At 58.9% G+C, this 20,150-nt stretch carries 21 protein-coding genes; all 21 read left to right on the top strand.

Annotation, left to right across the window (positions count from 1 at the left end; translation table 11 throughout):
• Position 1 precedes the first annotated feature (1 nt).
• Positions 2-781 carry an ABC transporter ATP-binding protein gene (locus tag HZS81_RS17100; protein WP_179931730.1) on the top strand — a complete coding sequence of 260 codons (780 nt, stop codon included), beginning with the start codon at positions 2-4 and terminating at the stop codon, positions 779-781.
• Between the two features lie 16 nt (positions 782-797).
• Positions 798-1,568, top strand: a complete 771-nt coding sequence (locus HZS81_RS17105; RefSeq protein WP_179931732.1) for an ABC transporter permease — start codon at positions 798-800, stop codon at positions 1,566-1,568.
• Positions 1,569-1,671: 103 nt separating this feature from the next.
• The gene (locus tag HZS81_RS17110; RefSeq protein WP_179931733.1) at positions 1,672-2,457 is read left to right on the top strand and encodes an outer membrane protein OmpK; all 786 of its coding nucleotides are present in this window, start codon (positions 1,672-1,674) and stop codon (positions 2,455-2,457) included.
• A gap of 156 nt (positions 2,458-2,613) precedes the next feature.
• Positions 2,614-4,293, top strand: a complete 1,680-nt coding sequence (locus HZS81_RS17115) for an ATP-binding protein (RefSeq protein WP_179931734.1) — start codon at positions 2,614-2,616, stop codon at positions 4,291-4,293.
• A gap of 23 nt (positions 4,294-4,316) precedes the next feature.
• Positions 4,317-5,048 carry a response regulator gene (locus HZS81_RS17120; RefSeq protein ID WP_179931735.1) on the top strand — a complete coding sequence of 244 codons (732 nt, stop codon included), beginning with the start codon at positions 4,317-4,319 and terminating at the stop codon, positions 5,046-5,048.
• Positions 5,049-5,267: 219 nt separating this feature from the next.
• Positions 5,268-6,269, top strand: a complete 1,002-nt coding sequence (locus tag HZS81_RS17125) for a Bug family tripartite tricarboxylate transporter substrate binding protein (protein WP_179931736.1) — start codon at positions 5,268-5,270, stop codon at positions 6,267-6,269.
• Positions 6,269-6,721 carry a tripartite tricarboxylate transporter TctB family protein gene (locus HZS81_RS17130; protein WP_089701749.1) on the top strand — a complete coding sequence of 151 codons (453 nt, stop codon included), beginning with the start codon at positions 6,269-6,271 and terminating at the stop codon, positions 6,719-6,721. Before HZS81_RS17125 ends, HZS81_RS17130 begins: the two co-directional genes overlap by 1 nt.
• Entirely contained in the window at positions 6,721-8,247 is a 1,527-nt protein-coding gene (locus HZS81_RS17135; RefSeq protein ID WP_089701752.1) for a tripartite tricarboxylate transporter permease, read from the top strand. The genes HZS81_RS17130 and HZS81_RS17135 overlap by 1 nt, the downstream gene beginning before the upstream one ends.
• Positions 8,248-8,567: 320 nt before the next feature.
• Positions 8,568-9,887: an urea ABC transporter substrate-binding protein gene (gene urtA, locus HZS81_RS17140; RefSeq protein ID WP_179931737.1), complete on the top strand. Its 1,320-nt coding sequence runs from the start codon at positions 8,568-8,570 to the stop codon at positions 9,885-9,887.
• 86 nt (positions 9,888-9,973) lie between these two features.
• On the top strand, positions 9,974-11,575 hold the full coding sequence (gene urtB / locus HZS81_RS17145) for an urea ABC transporter permease subunit UrtB (RefSeq protein WP_179931738.1): 1,602 nt from the start codon (positions 9,974-9,976) through the stop codon (positions 11,573-11,575).
• A gap of 3 nt (positions 11,576-11,578) precedes the next feature.
• Positions 11,579-12,736 carry an urea ABC transporter permease subunit UrtC gene (gene urtC, locus HZS81_RS17150; RefSeq protein WP_179931739.1) on the top strand — a complete coding sequence of 386 codons (1,158 nt, stop codon included), beginning with the start codon at positions 11,579-11,581 and terminating at the stop codon, positions 12,734-12,736.
• Complete coding sequence (gene urtD / locus HZS81_RS17155) at positions 12,733-13,569, top strand: urea ABC transporter ATP-binding protein UrtD (RefSeq protein WP_179931740.1); 837 nt, start codon at positions 12,733-12,735, stop codon at positions 13,567-13,569. Before urtC ends, urtD begins: the two co-directional genes overlap by 4 nt.
• The gene (gene urtE, locus HZS81_RS17160) at positions 13,569-14,267 is read left to right on the top strand and encodes an urea ABC transporter ATP-binding subunit UrtE (RefSeq protein WP_179931741.1); all 699 of its coding nucleotides are present in this window, start codon (positions 13,569-13,571) and stop codon (positions 14,265-14,267) included. The genes urtD and urtE overlap by 1 nt, the downstream gene beginning before the upstream one ends.
• A gap of 180 nt (positions 14,268-14,447) precedes the next feature.
• Positions 14,448-15,332, top strand: coding sequence for an urease accessory protein UreD (locus HZS81_RS17165; RefSeq protein WP_179931742.1), 885 nt, complete (start codon positions 14,448-14,450; stop codon positions 15,330-15,332).
• Positions 15,333-15,359: 27 nt separating this feature from the next.
• A complete protein-coding gene (locus HZS81_RS17170; protein WP_179931743.1) occupies positions 15,360-15,662 on the top strand; it encodes an urease subunit gamma in 303 nt (100 codons plus the stop codon).
• 23 nt (positions 15,663-15,685) lie between these two features.
• Positions 15,686-16,006, top strand: coding sequence for an urease subunit beta (locus HZS81_RS17175; protein ID WP_179931744.1), 321 nt, complete (start codon positions 15,686-15,688; stop codon positions 16,004-16,006).
• Complete coding sequence (ureC, locus tag HZS81_RS17180; protein ID WP_179931745.1) at positions 16,003-17,706, top strand: urease subunit alpha; 1,704 nt, start codon at positions 16,003-16,005, stop codon at positions 17,704-17,706. The genes HZS81_RS17175 and ureC overlap by 4 nt, the downstream gene beginning before the upstream one ends.
• A 65-nt stretch (positions 17,707-17,771) precedes the next feature.
• Positions 17,772-18,293 carry an urease accessory protein UreE gene (gene ureE, locus HZS81_RS17185; protein ID WP_179931746.1) on the top strand — a complete coding sequence of 174 codons (522 nt, stop codon included), beginning with the start codon at positions 17,772-17,774 and terminating at the stop codon, positions 18,291-18,293.
• Entirely contained in the window at positions 18,283-19,026 is a 744-nt protein-coding gene (locus HZS81_RS17190; RefSeq protein WP_179931754.1) for an urease accessory protein UreF, read from the top strand. Before ureE ends, HZS81_RS17190 begins: the two co-directional genes overlap by 11 nt.
• Positions 19,027-19,084: 58 nt before the next feature.
• Positions 19,085-19,720 (top strand): urease accessory protein UreG, encoded by a 636-nt coding sequence (ureG, locus tag HZS81_RS17195; protein ID WP_179931747.1) that lies wholly within the window; start codon positions 19,085-19,087, stop codon positions 19,718-19,720.
• Between the two features lie 42 nt (positions 19,721-19,762).
• The gene (locus HZS81_RS17200) at positions 19,763-20,020 is read left to right on the top strand and encodes a hypothetical protein (RefSeq protein ID WP_179931748.1); all 258 of its coding nucleotides are present in this window, start codon (positions 19,763-19,765) and stop codon (positions 20,018-20,020) included.
• Positions 20,021-20,150: the final 130 nt, after the last annotated feature.

Raw genomic sequence — 20,150 nt, forward strand, 5'->3', positions numbered from 1 at the left:
CATGTCGGCGTTTGTTGCTTTCGATCACGTAAGCCTTGCTTACGACGACTCGGGTAATGCCATTGAGGACATTGATCTGGATATCCACGAAGGCGAGTTTGTCGCCTTCGTGGGGCCCTCAGGCTGCGGCAAGTCCACGTTTATGAAGTTGTGCACGGGCCTGCACGCGCCAACGGCCGGGTCGATAAAGGTTGACGGTGTGGCGGTCACCGAGCCGCTAAAAATCTCCGGGATGGCGTTTCAAAACGCCAACCTGCTGCCCTGGCGTACCACGTTGGATAACGTGCTGCTGCCGCTTGAGATCGTCAAACCCTATCGGCATCAGTTTCGTAAGCGGCGCAAGGAGTTTGAGGGCTGGGCGCGCGATTTGCTCAAAACCGTGGGTCTGGCCGACTACGAAGACCAGTACCCGTGGCAGCTTTCCGGCGGTATGCAGCAGCGCGCCTCTATTTGTCGCGCATTAATCCATCAGCCCCGGCTGCTCATGCTCGACGAGCCGTTTGGTGCGCTGGATGCGTTCACCCGCGAAGAGCTTTGGTGCGTGCTGCGCGATCTGTGGGAGGCGCAGCGCTTTACCGTGGTGCTGGTGACGCACGATTTGCGCGAAGCGGCGTTTCTCGCCGATACCGTCTACGTCATGAGTAGCCGCCCCGGGCGTGTGGTCGAGCGGCGGGAGATTGATTTGCCCCGGCCCCGCGCGCTGGACATCACCTACGACAAACCCTTTATCGATCTGGTGCACGAGCTGCGTGCCCAGATCGGCGAAATTCGCAGCACGTAAGGTGTAAGGCTTGCTTATGAATGTTAAACGTCAGACGACCGAGCGCTTGGCGCCGTGGATCGCGGTGGTGGTATTGACGCTGATCTGGGAGCTCACAGTACGCCTTTTCGACGTGCCGAGCTTCATTTTCCCCAGCGCCTGGGAGACGGCCACCGCGCTTGTTACCTATGCCGGGCCTATCGGGATGCACTCTTGGCAAACCCTTTGGACCACGCTGGTGGGGTTTGCGCTTGGCGTCGCCGTGGGGCTGGGGCTTGGCTTTATCGTCGGCTCGTCGCGCTTTTTGTATAACGCCTGTTACCCACTATTGGTGGGGTTCAATGCGATCCCGAAAGTCGCGTTTGTACCGATTTTGGTGGTGTGGTTCGGCATTGGCTCAGTACCCGCGATTCTTACCGCGTTTTTGATCTGCTTTTTTCCCATCGTCGTTAACGTAGCCACCGGCCTTGCCACGCTAGAGCCGGAGATGGAGGACGTGTTGCGCGTGCTCGGCGCAAAGCGCATGGATGTGTTGCTGAAAATCGGCCTGCCGCGCTCGCTGCCTTACTTCTTCGCCTCGCTGAAGGTCGCGATCACCCTGGCGTTCGTGGGCACGGTGGTGTCGGAAACCGTCGCCTCCAACCAGGGTATTGGCTACTTAATGATGAGCGCCGGCTCGCAAATGCGCATGGGCTTGGTGTTTGCCGGGCTTATCGTGATCAGCGCCATGGCAATGGTGATGTACGAACTCTTCGCGCTGCTGGAAAAACGCATGACCGCCTGGGCGCATCGCGGCCAAAACCGCTAAGACAATCGTTTCAAGAAAACCATTTTAAGACAATTTTTTAAAGCTGCCATTACGGCAATTGATCGGCGCTTGCGCCAATAATGATGTTAACGGGGGAGTTACCATGAAAAATCGTCGCAACACAGGCAAAAATGCAGCCACAGCGCTGGTGAAAACCGGGCTGGTGGCGCTGGCGGCCATCAGCATCGCACCGGCGGCGCAGGCCGAGAAGTTTTTTTCGGATTCGAGTATTTCGCTACTCTATAGCGATCAGTACGAGACCTTTGGCAACCAAACCCGTACGGATACCTACGTCACCTTTGAAAACGTAACGGCGCATAACTGGGGCGGTACGTTTTTGTTTGTGGACCGCAATCAAGGTCGCGGCACCTATAATGACGATGACGACCTGTACGGCGAATTTTCTCCCACGCTGAGTTTGAGTTGGCTAAGCGATGTGGAGCTAAGCCGGGGCATCCTTAAAGATATCTCGCTTGCGGGTACTTACGAATTTGGCGGCGGCACAGATGCCACCAACGTGTTAACGGGGCTAAGCTTCGCTTGGGATGTACCGGGAACCGTCTACTTCAATAGCGCTTTTTACTACGTGAACAACAGCGAAATCAGCGATGATTTGCAGATGACGCTCACCTGGGGCGCGCCGTTTGAGCTAGGCGCCTCGCGTTTTCTGTTTGACGGCTACATCGATTATTCCTCTGCCGCGTCAGACCATAACCCTGAGTTTCACTTCAACCCGCAGCTGAAGTGGGATTTGGGCCACTATTCGGGCAATCCGGGCGTACTTTATGCCGGGATTGAGTACTCCTATTGGCATAACAAGTACGGTGTTGGTGAGGAGTTGATGGATACCGAAAGCGCGGTGAGTGCGTTGGTGAAGTTCCACTTCTAAAGCCGCCAGCCGGGCGCTTGCCCTGGCTAGCCTGCCTGTCGCCGCCTCCTTTGAGAGGCGGTTTTCATGTGTGTTCTTGGTCGTGTCATCCGTCTTCGACGTGCCATCGCCTATCAACATGCCATAATGGAGGCCTCATCGTCCAAAGAGGCCGTCATGACCGCACCCCGCCCCCGCACGCTAGCCGAATTACAGCGCTGGCGCCGTACACGCACCAAGCGCCGCTGGTACAAACGCAGCTTTCGCCTGCAGGTCATGGTGCTTGTCGGTTTGCTGCTGACGGGCATGCTGCTGGCCCAAGGGACCTACCTGAATTACCGCAAAGCCGAGATTATCAGTATGCAAATGGGTCAGCGGGCCCTGGCGGTGGCCAAGACGGTGGCCTCCATGCCCGAGCTCATTGACGCCTTTGACGACGATAATCCCGCCAGCGTCATTCAGCCGCTTGCCGAGCGCGTGCGCCGTGAAACCGGCGCGCGTTACGTGGTGGTGGGCAATACGTTGGGTGTGCGCTATTCCCATCCCGTCACGGAGCGCATTGGGCTTACCATGGTCGGCGGGGATAACGCGCGGGCGCTTCAAGAAGGCAAGTCGTATGTGTCCGAGGCGACCGGTACGCTGGGTACGGCGATACGTGGCAAAACCCCAGTGCGCGATGCGGCGGGCAATATCATCGGCATCGTCTCGGTCGGGTTTATGCTGGATCGCGTCGAGATGGATATCGCGCGTTACAACAGCTTGGGTTGGGGGTTAGTAGCGCTGATGATCGTGCTGGGGTTTGCCGGTGCCTATTGGCTGTCGCAGCACCTGAAAAAGGTCATTTTAGGCCTGGAGCCCTATGAAATTGCCCGTCTGGCCATGGAAAAAGAGGCCATTTTGCAGTCGATTCACGAGGGCATTCTGGCGGTTAACCGCGAAGGCCATATCACTCTGGTCAACCAACAGGCGCGGCGCTTTTTGGGCTTGGACGAGGGGCATATTTTGCTCGGCCAACCGATCCGCGAAGTAGTGCCCAATTCGCGACTGTTAGAAGTGCTCAAAAACGGTAAGCAGGAGTTCGATGAGCAAATGTGGCTGGGCGATCACCCCGTAGTGGTCAACCGGATGCCCATCGTGCACGAAGGTGACATTGAAGGCGCGGTGGCGACCTTCCGCAGCCGTCGGGAGATTGTCGACCTTTCCCATGCGCTGACCCAGGCCAGCCGCGATGTGGATATGCTGCGCGCCCAGGCGCACGAGTTTTCCAACAAGCTGTACACCATTTCCGGTTTGCTCCAGCTCAAGCGCGTCGATGAAGCGCTGGCACTGATTCACCAGGAAACCGAGCGCGCTCAGGCGCAGATGAGCTTTTTGATGCGCAGCGTAGCCGATACGGTGCTCAGTGGCACGCTAATGGGCAAACTGACCCGTGCCCGCGAGCTGGGGGTGGCGCTGGAAATCGACGAGCAAAGTTCGCTCTCCTGCCAGCTAACACCGACGGGCCAAGAAGTGATGATGAGCGTGGTGGGCAACTTGTTGGATAATGCCTGCCATGCCGCGTTGCATGGGCCGAACGACCCGCCTCGCGTGCGGCTGTTTTTTACCGATTTGGGCGAGCAGTTGCTGATTGAGGTCGAGGATAACGGGCCCGGTGTGGCCCCCGAGCACGTCGAGTCGATTTTCAGCGAAGGGTTCTCAACCAAAACCGGTCAGCACCAGGGTATTGGACTGGCGCTGGTGGCGCGGTTGAGTCGCCAGCACGGTGGTACGGTCACGCTGGAAGACAGCGAACTCGGCGGGGCGTGTTTTATCGCCGTGCTGGATCGTTCGCTGTGTGCTCAAATGTCATCATCATAACGACGCCAGTGAGGGGAGCGACGATGTCGGCGAACGAGTACGGTATTTTGGTAGTGGAAGACGATTTTCGCATTGCCGATATCCACCGCGCTTTCATTGAGCAAAGCGAGGGGTTTGCCGTGGTCGCGGTTGCCCGCAATGGGGCCGAAGCGCGCGAGCAGATGGCGCGCCATGCCGCCAACATTCAGCTGGTTTTGCTGGATGCGTATCTGCCCGATGTGGAAGGGCTGGAACTGCTCTGGTCGCTGCGTCGCGATTATGTGCATGTAGACATCGTCATGGTAACGGCCGCCCGCGAAGTGGAAACCATCAGCGAGGCGCTACGCGGCGGGGTGTTTGACTACCTCATCAAACCGATTGAAGCGGCGCGAATGTCACAAATGCTGACGCGCTTTCGTCGCGAGCGCGAAGCCTTGGCTAACCGCGCCGAAATGAATCAGGACGAGCTTGACCAGGTGTTGTCCCGCACGCAGCCAGCCGAGGCCAATCCAGCCAGCGGGCGTAGCCTGCCTAAAGGCATCGACCGGCTGACGTTGCGTTCGGTGGTGGAAGCGCTCAAGCAATCCCAACAGCCGCTGGCCGCCACGCAGGTGGGGCGTGCGATGGGGGCAAGCCGTTCCACGGCGCGGCGCTATTTAGAATTTTTGGTATCGGTGCAAGTGGTCGACGCAGAATTGGGCTACGGTGATGTAGGTAGGCCCGAAAGACGTTACCGTTTGCAGGCAGATACCAGCGGCTGGCTGGATGGCCTTTAACAGGCGCTTGGAATAGTCCTTGAAATAGCCCTTAAGAACGCCGCCGTGAACACAATGAACAAAATGCCCACAATGCTCTTTTTGTGCTTTATGTTCATAAGCTTGTCGCTAGGGTCTGCCTTCTTCTAACGTTCGCAGCGTGAAGCACGATGCATCACCACAATCCGCATCATCACAACACGCATCACTACAAAAACAGATTGAAACGTGGAGAATGCCATGACTCTCAAGCCTTCCTTGAAGTACGTAACCCTGCTGGCCCTTCCGCTAGCTGCCGCTGCCACCTTTTCCAGCACCGCCGCTGCTTTCGAACCCGAAGGTAAGGTCGAGTGTATTGCGCCGTCCGACCCAGGCGGCGGTTGGGACTTTACCTGCCGCAGCGTGGGTAACGTCATGCAGGAGCTCGATTTAGTACCCGGTAATGTGCAGACCATCAATATGGCCGGTGCCGGCGGTGGTGTGGCGTATGCGCATACCGTGAGCAAGCGCGCCAGTGATGACCACCTGCTGGTGGCGGCGTCCACGGCGACCACGACACGCCTGGCTCAAGGTCAGTTCCCGGGGTTGACCGCTGATCAGGTCAACTGGGTCGGTGCGTTGGGCGCGGATTACGGCATTATCGCCGTGGCCGATGACTCCGAGATCGAAGACCTCAACGATCTGATGGATTCGCTCAAAGAAGACCCGCGCAGCGTTAAGTTTGCCGGCGGTAGTGCCAAAGGCGGTTGGGATCATCTGAAAGTGTTGATTGCCGCTCAGGCAGCTGACGTCGAGAATCTTCCGCGCATTGCGTATCTGTCGTACAACAATGGCGGCGAAGCACTGACTCAGGTGATCGGTGGGCACGTTGATGCCTTCACCGGCGATATCACCGAAGCGCAAGGGTTTATGGAATCCGGCGACCTGCGCGTCCTGGCCGTGCTCTCCGAGGAGCGTCTGCCCGGCGATCTGTCTGACATCCCCACCGCCCGTGAGCAGGGCATCGACGCACTGGGCCCCAACTGGCGCGGTTTTTACATGCCGGCGGATATCTCCGAAGAGGCTGAGACGTATTGGACCGATGCCATGGACACCATCTACCAGAGCGAAGAATGGAAGAATGTCATGAAACAGAACGGCTTGATGCCTTTCCACATGACCGCCGGTGAGTTCGAAGACTTCGTTCACAACCAGATCGATGACATCGAGCAGCTTTCTAAAGATATTGGATTGATTCAGTAATGACTTTCAACGACCGCATCTTTGGGGTCTTGATGATCGTCCTGGCCGTCGCGTACGGCTGGGGCGCCACTCAGTTCCCGGAGCCGTTTGGTGGGGCCGAGGCCGTCGGCCCCGACACTTTTCCCAAGTTGTTGGCCGTGGTACTGATCATTTCCAGCCTGTATATGATCGTTCGGCCTGATCCTGACCATGCCTGGCCCTGGAGCCGTACGGGTATCGAGCTGATTATCGCTGTCGTGGTGTTGATTCTCTACGCCATGCTGCTTCAGCCGCTGGGTTTTATTATCAGCACCACGCTTGCCGTGGGCACGCTTTGCTGGCGCATGGGCTCGCGCCCGGCCAACGCCTATATCACCGGGGCCGTCTCCGGGGTGGTGGTGTACTTCCTGTTTAGCTTTGCGCTGGATCTCGCCTTGCCGCTGGGTCTGCTGTCATTCCTGGAGGTTAACTGATGGAAACTCTAGGTTACCTGATGGATGGTTTCGGCGTTGCGCTGCAGCCCCATAACCTGATGTTTGCCCTATTGGGGGCTTTTCTCGGCACCTTGATCGGCGCCTTGCCTGGGTTAGGCCCGGCCAACGGCGTGGCTATTTTGATCCCGTTGGCGTTCAGCCTGGGGCTCGCCCCGGAAACCGCCCTGATCATGCTGACCTCGGTGTATGCCGGTGCTATGTACGGCGGGCGTATTTCGTCGATATTGCTCAATATTCCCGGCGATGAACCGGCTATGATGACTTGTCTCGACGGCTACCCAATGGCCCAGAAGGGCAAGGCGGCCGAAGCGCTGGCTATTTCTGCCATCGCTTCCTTCATCGGTAGTCTGGTGGCCACCGTGGGCTTGATCTTGCTGGCACCGCTGCTGGCTAAATTCGCCCTGACGTTCGGCCCGGCGGAATATTTCGCGCTCTTCTTGCTAGCGTTTGCCACCTTGGGCGGCATCACCGGCAAGAATCCCATCAAGACGGTGGTCGCCGCCTGTATCGGCCTGATGATCGCTACCGTCGGGATCGACAATACCGGGGTGCAGCGCTACACCTTTGGCGTGCTTGAGCTCTTCGAAGGCGTAGACTTCATTATCGCTATCGTTGGTCTGTTTGCCATTTCCGAGCTGATGTTCTTCATCGAGGAGCGAGCCGGTGGCGGCAAGGAGAAGATGAAGGTCAACAAGCTCACGCTTACCTGGCGGGAAATCCGCGAGATTCTGCCCTCGAGCCTGCGTGGCGGGGTGCTTGGCTTCATTGCGGGTGTCTTGCCGGGCGCTGGCGCCTCTTTGGGTAGCTTTATCGGTTACACTCTGGAGAAGAAAGTCGTCGGCAAGAAGGGCTATTTCGGCAAGGGTGACCCACGTGGTGTGGCAGGCCCCGAGGCGGGTAACAACGGTGCCTCTAGCGGTGCGCTGGTGCCCATGCTGACTCTGGGTGTGCCGGGTAGCGGTACCACGGCGGTGCTGTTGGCGCTATTGATCTCGCTCAACATCACCCCAGGGCCGTTGATGTTTACCCAGAACGCCGACATCGTTTGGGGCGTGATTGCGGCGCTGTTGATCGGTAACTTCTTGTTGCTGATCCTCAACATCCCGCTGGTGGGCATCTTCGTCAAGCTGCTTTCCGTGCCACCGATGTTCCTGTTGCCGATCGTCACCATGATCGCCTTCGTGGGTATCTACTCAATCAGTAACACCACTTTCGACCTTTACTTCATGGTGGCCTTCGGGGTGGGCGGCTACATACTGCGCAAGTTGGAGATCCCGCTGGTACCGGTGATTCTCGGCTTGTTGCTGGGACCGGAGATGGAGAAAAACCTGCGCCATGCCATGGATATCTCCGATGGTGACTGGATGATTCTGTGGGACAGCGGCTTGGCCATTGGCCTGTGGGTCTTCGCGGGGCTGGGCTTGATCTTGCCGTATATCATCGGGCCCCTGCTGCGCCGTCGGATGCAAAATCCGATTGAAGAGGGCACGCCTGGCAGCGATTGATACATAACGCGTTCAATCCTGAAGTAAGCGGGGCGTCGACGAAAGTCGGCGCCCTGTTTTTTTATAAGCCAGATGACGAAAAGCACTTTTTTGGTGCGCTGGCTAAAAAGCTGACGGAAATTGGTGCTCAAAACTAGTGCAAAAGACAGGAGGCGGGCAGGGGATTTTATTGTAACATTCTGAATTTAAACAAGTTAAAAACAATTGGTGCGATGTGGCGCAGCCTTTGCAGAGACGGGTAGCTGTCCCGCGTACCGGCTTGAGTGTGACTCGAGCGTACGCGATCACCCTAACGAGTCCCTGCGGGGCGAGGAGTTCCAGTGATCACATTGCAACGTCAACCACATGCCCGTTATCTAGCCGCTGCGCTAGTTTCCGCCGCCGTCATGGGCGCGAGCAGCCAGGCGCTGGCGCAACAAGACGACCCGATTAAGGTGGGTATCTTGCATTCGCTCTCCGGCACCATGGCGATTAGCGAGACGGTACTCAAAGATACTGTCGAGATGCTGATCGAGCAGCAAAACGACGCGGGCGGCTTGCTTGGCCGTGAGCTTGAAGCGGTGGTCGTTGACCCGGCGTCCGATTGGCCGCTTTTCGCCGAGAAGGCACGCGAGCTGCTGGCCCAGGAAGAGGTCGATGTGATCTTCGGTAACTGGACCTCGGTATCGCGTAAGTCGGTCCTACCGGTGGTCGAGGAACTCAACGGTCTGCTTTTCTACCCGGTGCAGTATGAAGGCGAAGAGTCCTCGGAGAACGTTTTCTACACCGGCGCGGCGCCTAACCAGCAGGCGATTCCCGCGGTTGATTACCTGATGAACGAAGTCGGCGTCGAGCGCTGGGTGCTGGCGGGGACCGATTACGTCTACCCGCGCACCACTAATAAGATCCTCGATGCCTACCTGAAAAGCCATGGCGTCAGCGACGACGACATCATGATCAACTACACGCCGTTCGGTCACTCCGATTGGCAGAATATCGTTTCCGAAATCAAGCAATTCGGTAACGAAGGCAAGAAAACCGCCGTGGTCTCGACCATCAACGGCGATGCCAACGTGCCGTTCTACCGTGAATTGGGTAACCAAGGTGTCAACGCGGCGGATATCCCGGTGGTGGCGTTCTCGGTGGGTGAGCAAGAGCTGTCGGGCATCGACACCGGCCCGCTAGTTGGCCACCTAGCGGCGTGGAACTACTTCATGAGCGTTGATACCGACGCCAACTACGATTTCATCGACGCTTGGATCGAGCATACTGGCGATGAGATGGCGGTGACCAACGACCCCATGGAAGCGCACTACATCGGCTTTAATATGTGGGCCGAAGCCGTGCGCAAGGCTGAAACCACCGATGTGGATGCCGTCAAAGACGCCATCATCGGCGTGACCGTGCCCAACCTCACCGGCGGCTATGCGGCGATGATGCCCAACCACCACATCACCAAGCCGGTGTTGATCGGCGAGATTCAGGACAATGGCCAGTTCTCCATCGTCTGGCAGACGCCGTCTACCGTGGCCGGTGATGCTTGGTCTGACTACCTGGAAGGCTCGCGTGATCTGATCAGCGATTGGCGCAAGCCGATGGAGTGCGGTAACTACAACGTAGTTGAGGGCAGCTGTGGCGGCGGCGAAGCCGAGACCGAGTAACCGCAACACCCCAACGACTCGGGCCGGTCTCCCCGGCCGGCCCGCAAAAACGCTGCTCAACGTTTTCACTCAAACAGGACACGCCCATGAGGATGCTTTCACGCTTCCTGCCGGGCCTACTATGCCTTTGCCTTTTATTCGGCCTGCCACAGGCCGTCCAGGCACAGGACGACCCCGGCCAGCCGCTGTTAGAAGCCCTCGATACCTCCTCTTATGCCGATAAGGCAGAGGCCATTGAGGTCATCATCGAAAGCGGCGACGAGCGCAGTCGTCGCTGGCTTGAGGCATTGCTTAACGGCAAGCTACAGCGCCATAAAGACAACCAACGCTTTGTCATCGTACTTGAGAACCGCGGCCGCCATTGGCCGGTGGCCGATGCCCTGAGCTTCGAGGAAGCCGGCGAAATGTCGCGCCGCGAGCTTGACCGCATCGGTATCAACAATGCGCTGCGCGGGACGTTGCAAAATGCCCTGTCGCTGCTTGATCTGTATGTTGATGATGCCGACCAGCGCCGCGACGCTGCCCGAGATCTTTTGGGCAACGTCGATGCCTCCATGGTCGAGCCGCTAAAGGCAGTGATCGAGAACGAGGAGAATGCCGAAGTGCGCCGGCTGCTGTCGCAGGCCCTGGCGATTTACCGGCTCGATCAGGGCGACGTCGAAGCCATCGCTGACTTAGAAGGCAGTCTTAACCAGCAAGTGCGTTCGGTGCTCAACTCTGCCGCCCGCAGCGACGACCCGGTATTGGCCGATGCCGCCTCCGCAGCACTCGCGGGTATCGAGCAGAAACTCAAGCTCAATCAGGGCCTTGAGACCCTCTACTTCGGCCTCTCGCTGGGCTCGGTGCTGGTACTGGCCGCCATTGGGCTTGCCATCACGTTCGGCGTGATGGGGGTGATCAACATGGCCCACGGCGAGCTGATCATGCTGGGCGCCTATACCACCTGGGGCATGCAGCAATTGCTGCCCGGCCAGCCGGGGTTAGCGCTGGTTCTTTCGATTCCCGCCGGCTTTCTGGTCGCGGCTCTCGCCGGCATTGCTATTGAGCGCGGGGTGATTCAGTTCTTAAAAGGGCGCCCGCTGGAAACGTTGCTGGCGACATTTGGCGTCAGCTTGATCCTGCAGCAGCTGGTGCGCACGGTTATCTCGCCGCAGAACCGTACCGTGGTCTCGCCCGAGTGGTTGAGCGGCTCGGTGATGATTAACGAAGGGTTATCGCTGACCCTCAACCGTCTTTATGTGTTGGGTTTTGCCCTGTTGGTGTTCGCCGGGCTGATGCTGGTGATGCGCAAAACCCGGCTCGGCCTTGAAGTGCGCGCGGTGACGCAAAACCGTGCGATGGCGCGGTCGATGGGTATCCGTGCCACTCGCGTCGATATCATGACGTTTGCGCTTGGGTCCGGTGTGGCGGGCCTTGCCGGCGTAGCGCTTTCTCAGCTGACCAACGTCGGCCCCAACCTGGGGCAGAACTACATCATTGATTCGTTCATGGTGGTGGTGTTCGGCGGCGTGGGCAATCTGTGGGGCACGTTGGTGGCGGGGCTTTCGCTCGGCGTGATCAACCAGGTGCTGGAGCCTTGGGTCGGGGCGGTGCTGGCGAAAATCATCGTGCTGGTGTTCATCATTTTGTTTATTCAAAAACGGCCGAAGGGGCTCTTCCCCCAGAAAGGCCGCGCGGCGGAGGGCTAAACGATGCAATCAGTGGATTCCTCCCAGCGTTTTTGGCTCACGCGCCCGTTTCGGGAGCGGGCCACGCAGCTGTTTCTTGGCGTGCTGTTTGCTGCACTTTTGCTGGTCACCGTGCTGCACCTGGCGGTGCCGCAAGGGCATCCGCTGCACGTCACCGCCTACACCGTGAACCTGTTCGGCAAGTATTTAAGCTACGCGCTGCTCGCCGTTTCGGTGGATTTGGTCTGGGGCTACCTGGGGATTTTGAGCCTAGGCCACGGTGCCTTTTTCGCCATTGGCGGCTACGCCATGGGCATGTACCTGATGCGCCAAATTGGTGATCGCGGTACCTATGGCGACCCCGTGCTGCCGGATTTTATGGTGTTTCTCAACTGGGACAGCCTGCCGTGGTACTGGCTCGGCTTTGATATGGCGTGGTTTGCCTTTGTCATGGTGCTGGTGGCACCGGGGCTTTTGGCGCTGGTGTTCGGCTTTCTGGCGTTTCGTTCGCGGGTGACCGGGGTGTACCTGTCGATCATTACCCAGGCGTTGACGTTTGCGCTGATGCTGGCGTTTTTCCGCAACGAAATGGGCTTTGGCGGCAACAACGGCTTGACCGATTTTCGCGAGTTGTTGGGCTTTGATTTGCGCACCGATGCCACGCGGCTGGGGCTTTTCCTCGCCACCGGCGTGGCGCTGGCGCTGGGGTATATTCTGTGCCGGGCGATTGTCACCAGCAAGCTTGGCCGGGTAAGTGTGGCGACCCGCGATGCCGAGGCACGAACGCGCTTTCTTGGCTACCGCGTTGAGCGATTCCAGCTCTTTGTGTTCGTGGTATCCGCGATGCTCGCGGGGCTTGCCGGTGCGCTTTACGTGCCGCAGGTGGGCATTATCAACCCTAGCGAGTTCTCGCCGATTTTCTCCATCGAAATCGTGCTGTGGGTGGCGCTCGGCGGGCGGGCCACGCTCTACGGCGCGGTGATCGGCGCATTGTTAGTGAACTACGCCAAAACCGTGTTCACCGGCATCATGCCCGATGCCTGGCTATTCGCGCTTGGTGCGCTATTTGTGTTCGTCACCGTTTTTCTGCCCAAGGGCGTGGCAGGGCTTTTGGCCCATCGAAAGCGTAAAACCCAGGAGCAAAAAAACCAGGCGCGCAAACCCCAGGAGGCGACGACATGAGCTTGATCGATTCGCTCAAAGACCGTGATCGGGTGTTCGACTTTATGGCGCCGCAGGCCTCACCGGTGGATGTGCGCCACGGCCCGATTCTGTATATGGAAGATGTCACGGTCAGCTTTGACGGCTTCAAAGCGATCAACAACTTAAACCTCACCATCGACGACGGCGAGCTGCGCTGCATCATCGGCCCCAACGGTGCGGGCAAAACTACCATGATGGATATCATCACCGGTAAAACGCAGCCGACGCAGGGTAGCGTCTGGTTCGGTAGCCGGCATAACCTGCTTACGATGAACGAGCCGGAGATTGCCAGCCTCGGCATCGGGCGTAAGTTCCAAAAGCCCACGGTGTTTGAAGCCCTCTCGGTGTTTCACAACCTGGAGCTGGCGATGGCCGCCGATAAACGCATTTTGCCCACGCTTACCGCCCGCATGACCGGCGAGATTCGCGACCGCATCGAGGAAGTACTGGAAACCATTGGCTTGACAGCGCTTCGCCACCAGCCTGCGGGCATTCTCTCCCACGGCCAGAAGCAGTGGCTGGAGATCGGCATGCTGCTGATGCAGCGCCCGCGCCTGTTGCTGGTGGATGAGCCCGTCGCCGGGATGACTGAGCAGGAAATGGAGCGTACCGCTGAGCTGTTAACCGGGCTTGCGGGCCAGCAGTCGGTCGTGGTGGTCGAGCACGACATGGGCTTTGTGCGCTCGATTGCGCGCCAAGTCACGGTGCTCCACCAAGGCAGCGTGCTGGCGGAAGGCACCATGGATGAGGTCTCAAGCGACCCCAGTGTCGTCGAGGTCTACCTGGGTGCTGACGACGGGGAGGCCGCCTGATGCTTGTGATCGAAAAACTCAATCAGTTTTATGGCGAAAGCCACACCCTGTGGGATCTCGAACTCGACGTGCCCACGGGGCAGTGCACCTGCGTGATGGGGCGCAATGGGGTAGGCAAAACCACGCTGATGAAGGCGGTGATGGGGGAAGTGGCGGTCGCCTCTGGCAGCATCCGCTATGCGGAGGATGTCGAGCTGACGAAGAAACCCATCGAAGCCCGCTCGCGGCTGGGTATCGGCTACGTGCCCCAGGGGCGACAGATTTTCCCGCTGCTTACGGTGGAAGAAAATCTGCGCACGGGGCTTGCCGCCCGCAGCGACGGAGTGAAAAAAATTCCCGAGCGTATCTATGAGCTCTTCCCGGTGCTTGAAGAGATGAAACACCGTCGCGGGGGCGATCTCTCCGGCGGGCAGCAACAACAATTGGCCATTGGCCGGGCGCTGGTGATCGAACCCAAGCTTTTGATTCTCGACGAACCGGGGGAGGGCATTCAGCCCAACATTGTCGCCCAGATCGGCCAGGTGATCCGTCGGCTAATCAAAGAAGACGGCCTCACCGTGCTACTGGTCGAGCAAAAGCTACCGTTCGCGCGCAAATACGCCGACCAATTCGTGATCATGGATCGTGGCAGCCCCGTCGCCAAAGACGCCATCAGCGAGCTTTCAGACGAGCTGATCAAGCAGCATTTGACGGTGTAGGGGCTCCCCAAAACCGTGCACTCACTCTCACTCGGCGCGCCATTTCGGTGCGTCGAGTGTTTTTTTATGACTTTGTTTTTATAAATAAGGTGCTGAAAATAAAGATGAAAAATTAAAATTCACCATTTTGGTACATAGGTTGCTGGTTAAGGGTAGCTAACGACGTTAAGTGAGCCCTTTATGACCGCATGCGCAACCGCACTTCATTCCCCACGCTTTGGCCATCGCTTTGATCGCGAGCGCCACTGGGCGGCGGCGCTCAATCTCACCTTTGCCTATCGTAGCGGCGCGACGCGTTTGGTTCACGCCAGGCATCAGGGGCCGCTGCGCGTGCAGCGGCCATTTTATCCGGAGGGTCGTGATCGGGCATGCCATGTGTATGTGTTGCACCCGCCCGGTGGGCTTGTCAGCGGCGATGCGCTCACCATCAGTGCCCATGTGGAAAACGGTGCCCACGCGCTGCTCACCACGCCTGCGGCCAACAAGCTGTATAAAGCCGATAGCCAGGGCGTCGCCTGGACCCAGCAGACCCGGTTAAGTGTGGAAGATGGCGCCACCCTTGAGTGGCTGCCCCAGGAAACCATCGCCTTTGATGGCTCCAGGGGCCAGCAGCGCACTCAGATTGATCTTCACGGCAGTGCACGCTGCTTGGGCTGGGAAGTGATGGCGCTAGGCCGCCCAGCCAGCGACCTGCCTTATGTTTCCGGGCGCATTGAACAACACTTTCGCCTCACCCTGGACGGCAAGCCGCTTTGGTTGGAGCGCCAGCCGTTGGATCCGACACATCCACGCTTTACCGGGCGCTGGGGCCAAGGTGGCGCGACGGTTCAGGCGACGCTCTGGGCAGTGGGGCTTGCCGACGCGCCTGCGGCTATTGAGGCCCTGCGAGAAGTACTGCCGGATAACCCGCGTTGGGCGGTTACCGTGCGCCACGGCGTACTGCTGCTGCGCTATTTAGGCAACTCGCGTAACGAAGCCTGGGGGCTATGCGAACAGGCCTGGCAACTGCTGCGACCCCGCTTGATCGAGCGCGAAGCGCATACGCCGCGCATCTGGCTAACCTGATTAGGTATTACTCTGGAGAAACGCCCCATGGAATTAACCCCAAGAGACAAAGACAAGCTATTGCTGTTTTCCGCCGCCCAACTGGCCGAGCGCCGTAAAGCGCGCGGTTTAAAGCTCAACTACCCCGAAGCCGTGGCGCTGATCAGCTTTGAGATTATGGAAGGCGCCCGCGATGGCCGCAGCGTGGCCGATTTGATGAGCTTTGGCCGCGAAATCCTCAGCCGCGACGATGTGATGGACGGCGTGGCGGAAATGGTCGACGAGGTGCAGGTGGAAGCCACTTTCCCCGACGGCACCAAGCTGGTCACCGTCCATACCCCTATCAACTAGTTATCAGCACTCAGGAGACCGCCATGATTCCCGGTGAGTATCAGTTACAAGAGGGTGATATCGAGCTTTGCGTGGGGCGCGAGCGGATTAGTGTCGAGGTGGCCAATACCGGCGACCGACCCATTCAGATCGGTTCCCACTACCACTTTGCCGAAGCCAACCCGGCGCTGGTGTTTGATCGCGACAAGACGCGCGGCTACCGGCTGGACGTGGCCGCAGGCACGGCGATTCGCTTTGAGCCCGGCCAAACCCGCGAAGTCACGCTGATTCCTTACGTCGGCAAGCGCGAAATTTACGGCTTCCGTGGCGATGTCATGGGCGCGCTGGAAGGAGACGCAAAATGAAAATCTCACGGCAAGCCTACGCCGATATGTACGGCCCCACGGTTGGCGACCGAGTGCGCCTGGGCGATACCGAGCTGTGGATCGAAGTCGAAAAAGACGCCACCCACTATGGCGATGAAGTGAAATTCGGTGGCGGCAAGGTGATCCGCGATGGCATGGGCCAAAGCCAACGGGTGGATAACAGCGTGATGGACACGGTGATTACCAACGCGTTAATCCTCGACTGGTGGGGCATCGTCAAAGCCGATGTCGGTATTCAGAACGGCCGCATTGCGGCGATCGGCAAAGCGGGCAACCCGGATACCCAGCCTGACGTCGAGATCGTGATTGGCCCCGGCACCGAAATCATAGCCGGCGAGGGCAAGATTCTTACTGCCGGCGCGCTGGATGCCCATATCCATTTCGTCTGCCCGCAGCTGGTCGAAGAAGCACTGATGAGCGGCATTACCACCATGCTGGGCGGCGGTACCGGCCCGGCGACCGGCACCAACGCCACCACCTGCACGCCCGGCGAATGGCACATCGGCAAGATGCTTCAGGCGGTGGACGACATGCCGATGAACATCGGTTTTCTCGGCAAGGGCAACGCCAGCCTGCCCGAGGCGCTGGAAGCGCAACTGGAAGCCGGGGCCATGGGCCTCAAGCTGCACGAAGATTGGGGGACGACACCGGCGTCGATCAACAACTGCCTCAACGTGGCGGACGCCTACGATGTGCAGGTGGCGATCCACACCGATACGCTGAACGAATCGGGCTTTGTGGAGGATACCCTGTCCGCATTCAACGAGCGCTGCATTCACACCTATCACACCGAAGGCGCGGGTGGCGGCCATGCGCCGGACATCCTCACCGCCTGCTCGAAAGCCTATGTGCTGCCGTCATCCACCAACCCGACGCGGCCCTACACGGTCAACACCATCGACGAGCACCTGGATATGCTGATGGTGTGTCACCACCTCGACCCCAATATTCCCGAGGACGTGGCATTTGCCGACTCGCGCATTCGCCGGGAAACCATCGCCGCCGAGGATATCCTCCACGATCTGGGCGTGATCTCGATGATCGCCTCCGACTCCCAGGCCATGGGGCGGGTCGGCGAAGTGGTCTGCCGGACCTGGCAAACGGCGCATAAAATGAAGGTGCAACGCGGCCTGCTGCCCGAAGATGAAGCCCTAGGCGCCGATAACTTCCGCGCCAAGCGCTATATCGCCAAGTACACCATTAACCCGGCGATCACCCACGGCATTGCCCACGAAGTGGGCTCGGTAGAAGTCGGCAAACTGGCCGACCTAGTGCTCTGGAAACCGGCCTTCTTCGGTACCAAACCGGCGATGATGATCAAGGGCGGCATGATCGCCGCCGCCCCCATGGGCGACCCCAACGCGTCCATCCCCACGCCACAGCCGGTGCATTACCGTTATATGTTCGGCGCCTTGGGCCGGGCGGCCAGCCAGACCCGGCTGAGCTTTGTCAGCCAGGCCGCGCTGGATGCCGACGTGAAGCAGAAATTCGGGCTCAACAGTACGCTGTCGGCCTGCAAGAACGTACGCGGCGTGCGCAAGCAGGACATGAAACTCAACGAAGCATGCCCTGATTTGACGGTGGACCCGCAAACCTACGAAGTACGCTGCGATGGCGAAATTTTAACCTGTGAGCCCGCCACCGAATTGCCACTGGCCCAGCGCTACCATTTATTTTAGAACGACAGTTTGCACTTTTTAGCTGTTGTAGGAGCCCAATTCATTGGGCGATGAAGGGGTTGACCATGCTGAAACTGACACAACGACTCGGCCCGGTGCAGGCGAGCGCCGCCAGCGATACGCTGACGCTGCCCTTTGAGCTGCGCATTCGCGGGCGTCTGAAAGCGCAAAGCGATAGCGGCCGCGAACTGGGGCTGTTTCTGGATCGTGGCCCGGTGCTGCGCAGCGGCGAAGGCCTGAAAGCCGAAAGCGGTGAAGTGATTCGCGTCTGCGCCGCCGTGGAACCGGTGGTCACCGCGCGAGTCAGTGCTGGCTTACCGCTGGCGCGGCTCGCCTACCACCTGGGTAATCGCCACGTGCAGCTGGCGCTGGGTGAAGATGACAAGGGCAGCTGGGTGCGCTTCCCGCCGGACCACGTGCTGGAAGAACTCGCCGAGTTGTTAGGTGCAGAATTAGAGCACCACAACGCCACCTTCGACCCGGAACCGGGCGCTTATAACCAAGTGGGGGTCGGGCATAGCCACTCCCACGGGCATGAACATTCACACGACCACGATCACTCGCATGAGCACCACCATGCCCACTGAACTCGCTGCGCTAGAAAGCCAAAGTGACGAGCTAGCGCTGCTAGGGCTGATGCAGCTGGTGAGCCCAGCGTTGCCCATCGGCGCTTTTGCCTTTTCCCAAGGGCTGGAAAGCGCCTTTGAGCTGGATTGGGTGCGCGATGAGGCCAGCCTCGCCGAGTGGCTAAGCGGCGTACTGGTAGATGGTCTGACGCGCTGCGAGCTACCGGTGCTGGCGCGCCTGTACGATGCGTTTGGCCAGGCCGACAGCGAAACGGGTCGTGACTCAATCGCCGCGTGGGATGAATGGTTAGCCGCCACTCGGGAAACCGCTGAGCTGGCCGCCGAAGATAGCCGCTTGGGTGCCTCGCTTAAGCGCCTGCTGGGCAGCCTGGACTTATTACCTAGCGAGGAGCTGCATCCAAGTGAGGACTCACTACCGCCCTTGTTGCCGGCTAATGCGGGTTATGTAACGCTGTTTGCCTACACGGCCCACGCCCGCGGCGTGTCTGTTCGCCAAACGCTGCTGGGCTTTGCCTGGGCATGGCTGGAGAACCAACTGGCGGTGGCCTGCAAAGCTTTACCGTTGGGTCACACCGCCGCCCAGCGCGTGATCGAGCAATTACGCCCCGCGCTAGTCACCGCTGTTGATCAGGCACTAACGCTGGATGATGACGAGCTAGGCCCGGTACTGCCTGGCCTGGCCCTGGCCAGTGCGCTACACGAAACCCAGTATTCACGCTTATTTAGAAGTTAACGGGTTTAGAAGACAAAGAGCTTAGAAGTTAATCAGTTTATCGATTGAGGAGAGATTTATGACTCACTGTTTACGCGTAGGCGTGGGTGGCCCGGTTGGTTCCGGCAAAACCGCACTGCTCAAGCAGCTATGTTTGGCGCTGCGGGATTACTACGACATTGCCGTGGTCACCAACGACATCTACACCCGCGAAGACGCCGATTTTTTGCTTAAGCACGACGCCCTACCGGCTGATCGTATTCTGGGTGTCGAGACTGGCGGCTGCCCGCATACCGCGATCCGCGAAGACGCCTCCATGAACCTGGCGGCGATCGACGAACTGCAAGAGCGCCACCCCAAGCTGGAGCTGGTGATGGTGGAGTCGGGCGGCGACAACCTCTCGGCGACCTTCAGCCCCGAGCTTTCTGATCTCACGCTCTACGTGATCGACGTCTCAGCCGGCGACAAGATTCCGCGTAAAGGCGGACCGGGCATCACCAAGTCGGACCTGTTGATTATCAATAAGATTGATATCGCCGAGCAGGTGCACGCGTCGCTGGACGTGATGGAACGCGATTCGAAAAAGATGCGCGGCGAGCGGCCTTTTGTGTTTACCAATCTGTACGACGGCGTGGGTTTGGAAGACATTATCCGCTTTATTCTCGATAAAGGGATGCTCGACGAGCGCCGTCCGACGGCCGCCGCTACCGCTTAAAGGGTACCGATACCCGAGCTCATGAGAGACAAGGAGAACGTGATGAAACAGATGAAACAAGCCCTTTCCCGCCCGCTATTAGTTCTTATCACGCTGGCGCTAAGCAGTGCGGTTAGCGCGCATTCGGGCCATGCCCCGACAGAAGTGCACAGCCACATAGGCAGCCCAGCGATGTGGCTAATGCTGGGGGTTGGCGTGCTGAGTCTCACGGCTGCCGCGCTAATCGCCCGGCGTCTATGGCGCCGCCGTCAGGAAGAGGTGAAACACGCCCGCCAACAGGCCGATAAAAGCAACGCTTGATGAGTGAGCAGCACCCCATCACCCGCACAAGTCGCTATTTTTCGGTGTCGTATTACGCCTTCGACGAAAACACGGGATGGGGTGCGCCATGCGCTACAAAGGCGCGGACATCAGTTTGCCAACGCGCCGA

Origin of the sequence: Vreelandella salicampi (genome assembly GCF_013415105.1) — a bacterium.
Lineage (GTDB): Bacteria > Pseudomonadota > Gammaproteobacteria > Pseudomonadales > Halomonadaceae > Vreelandella > Vreelandella salicampi.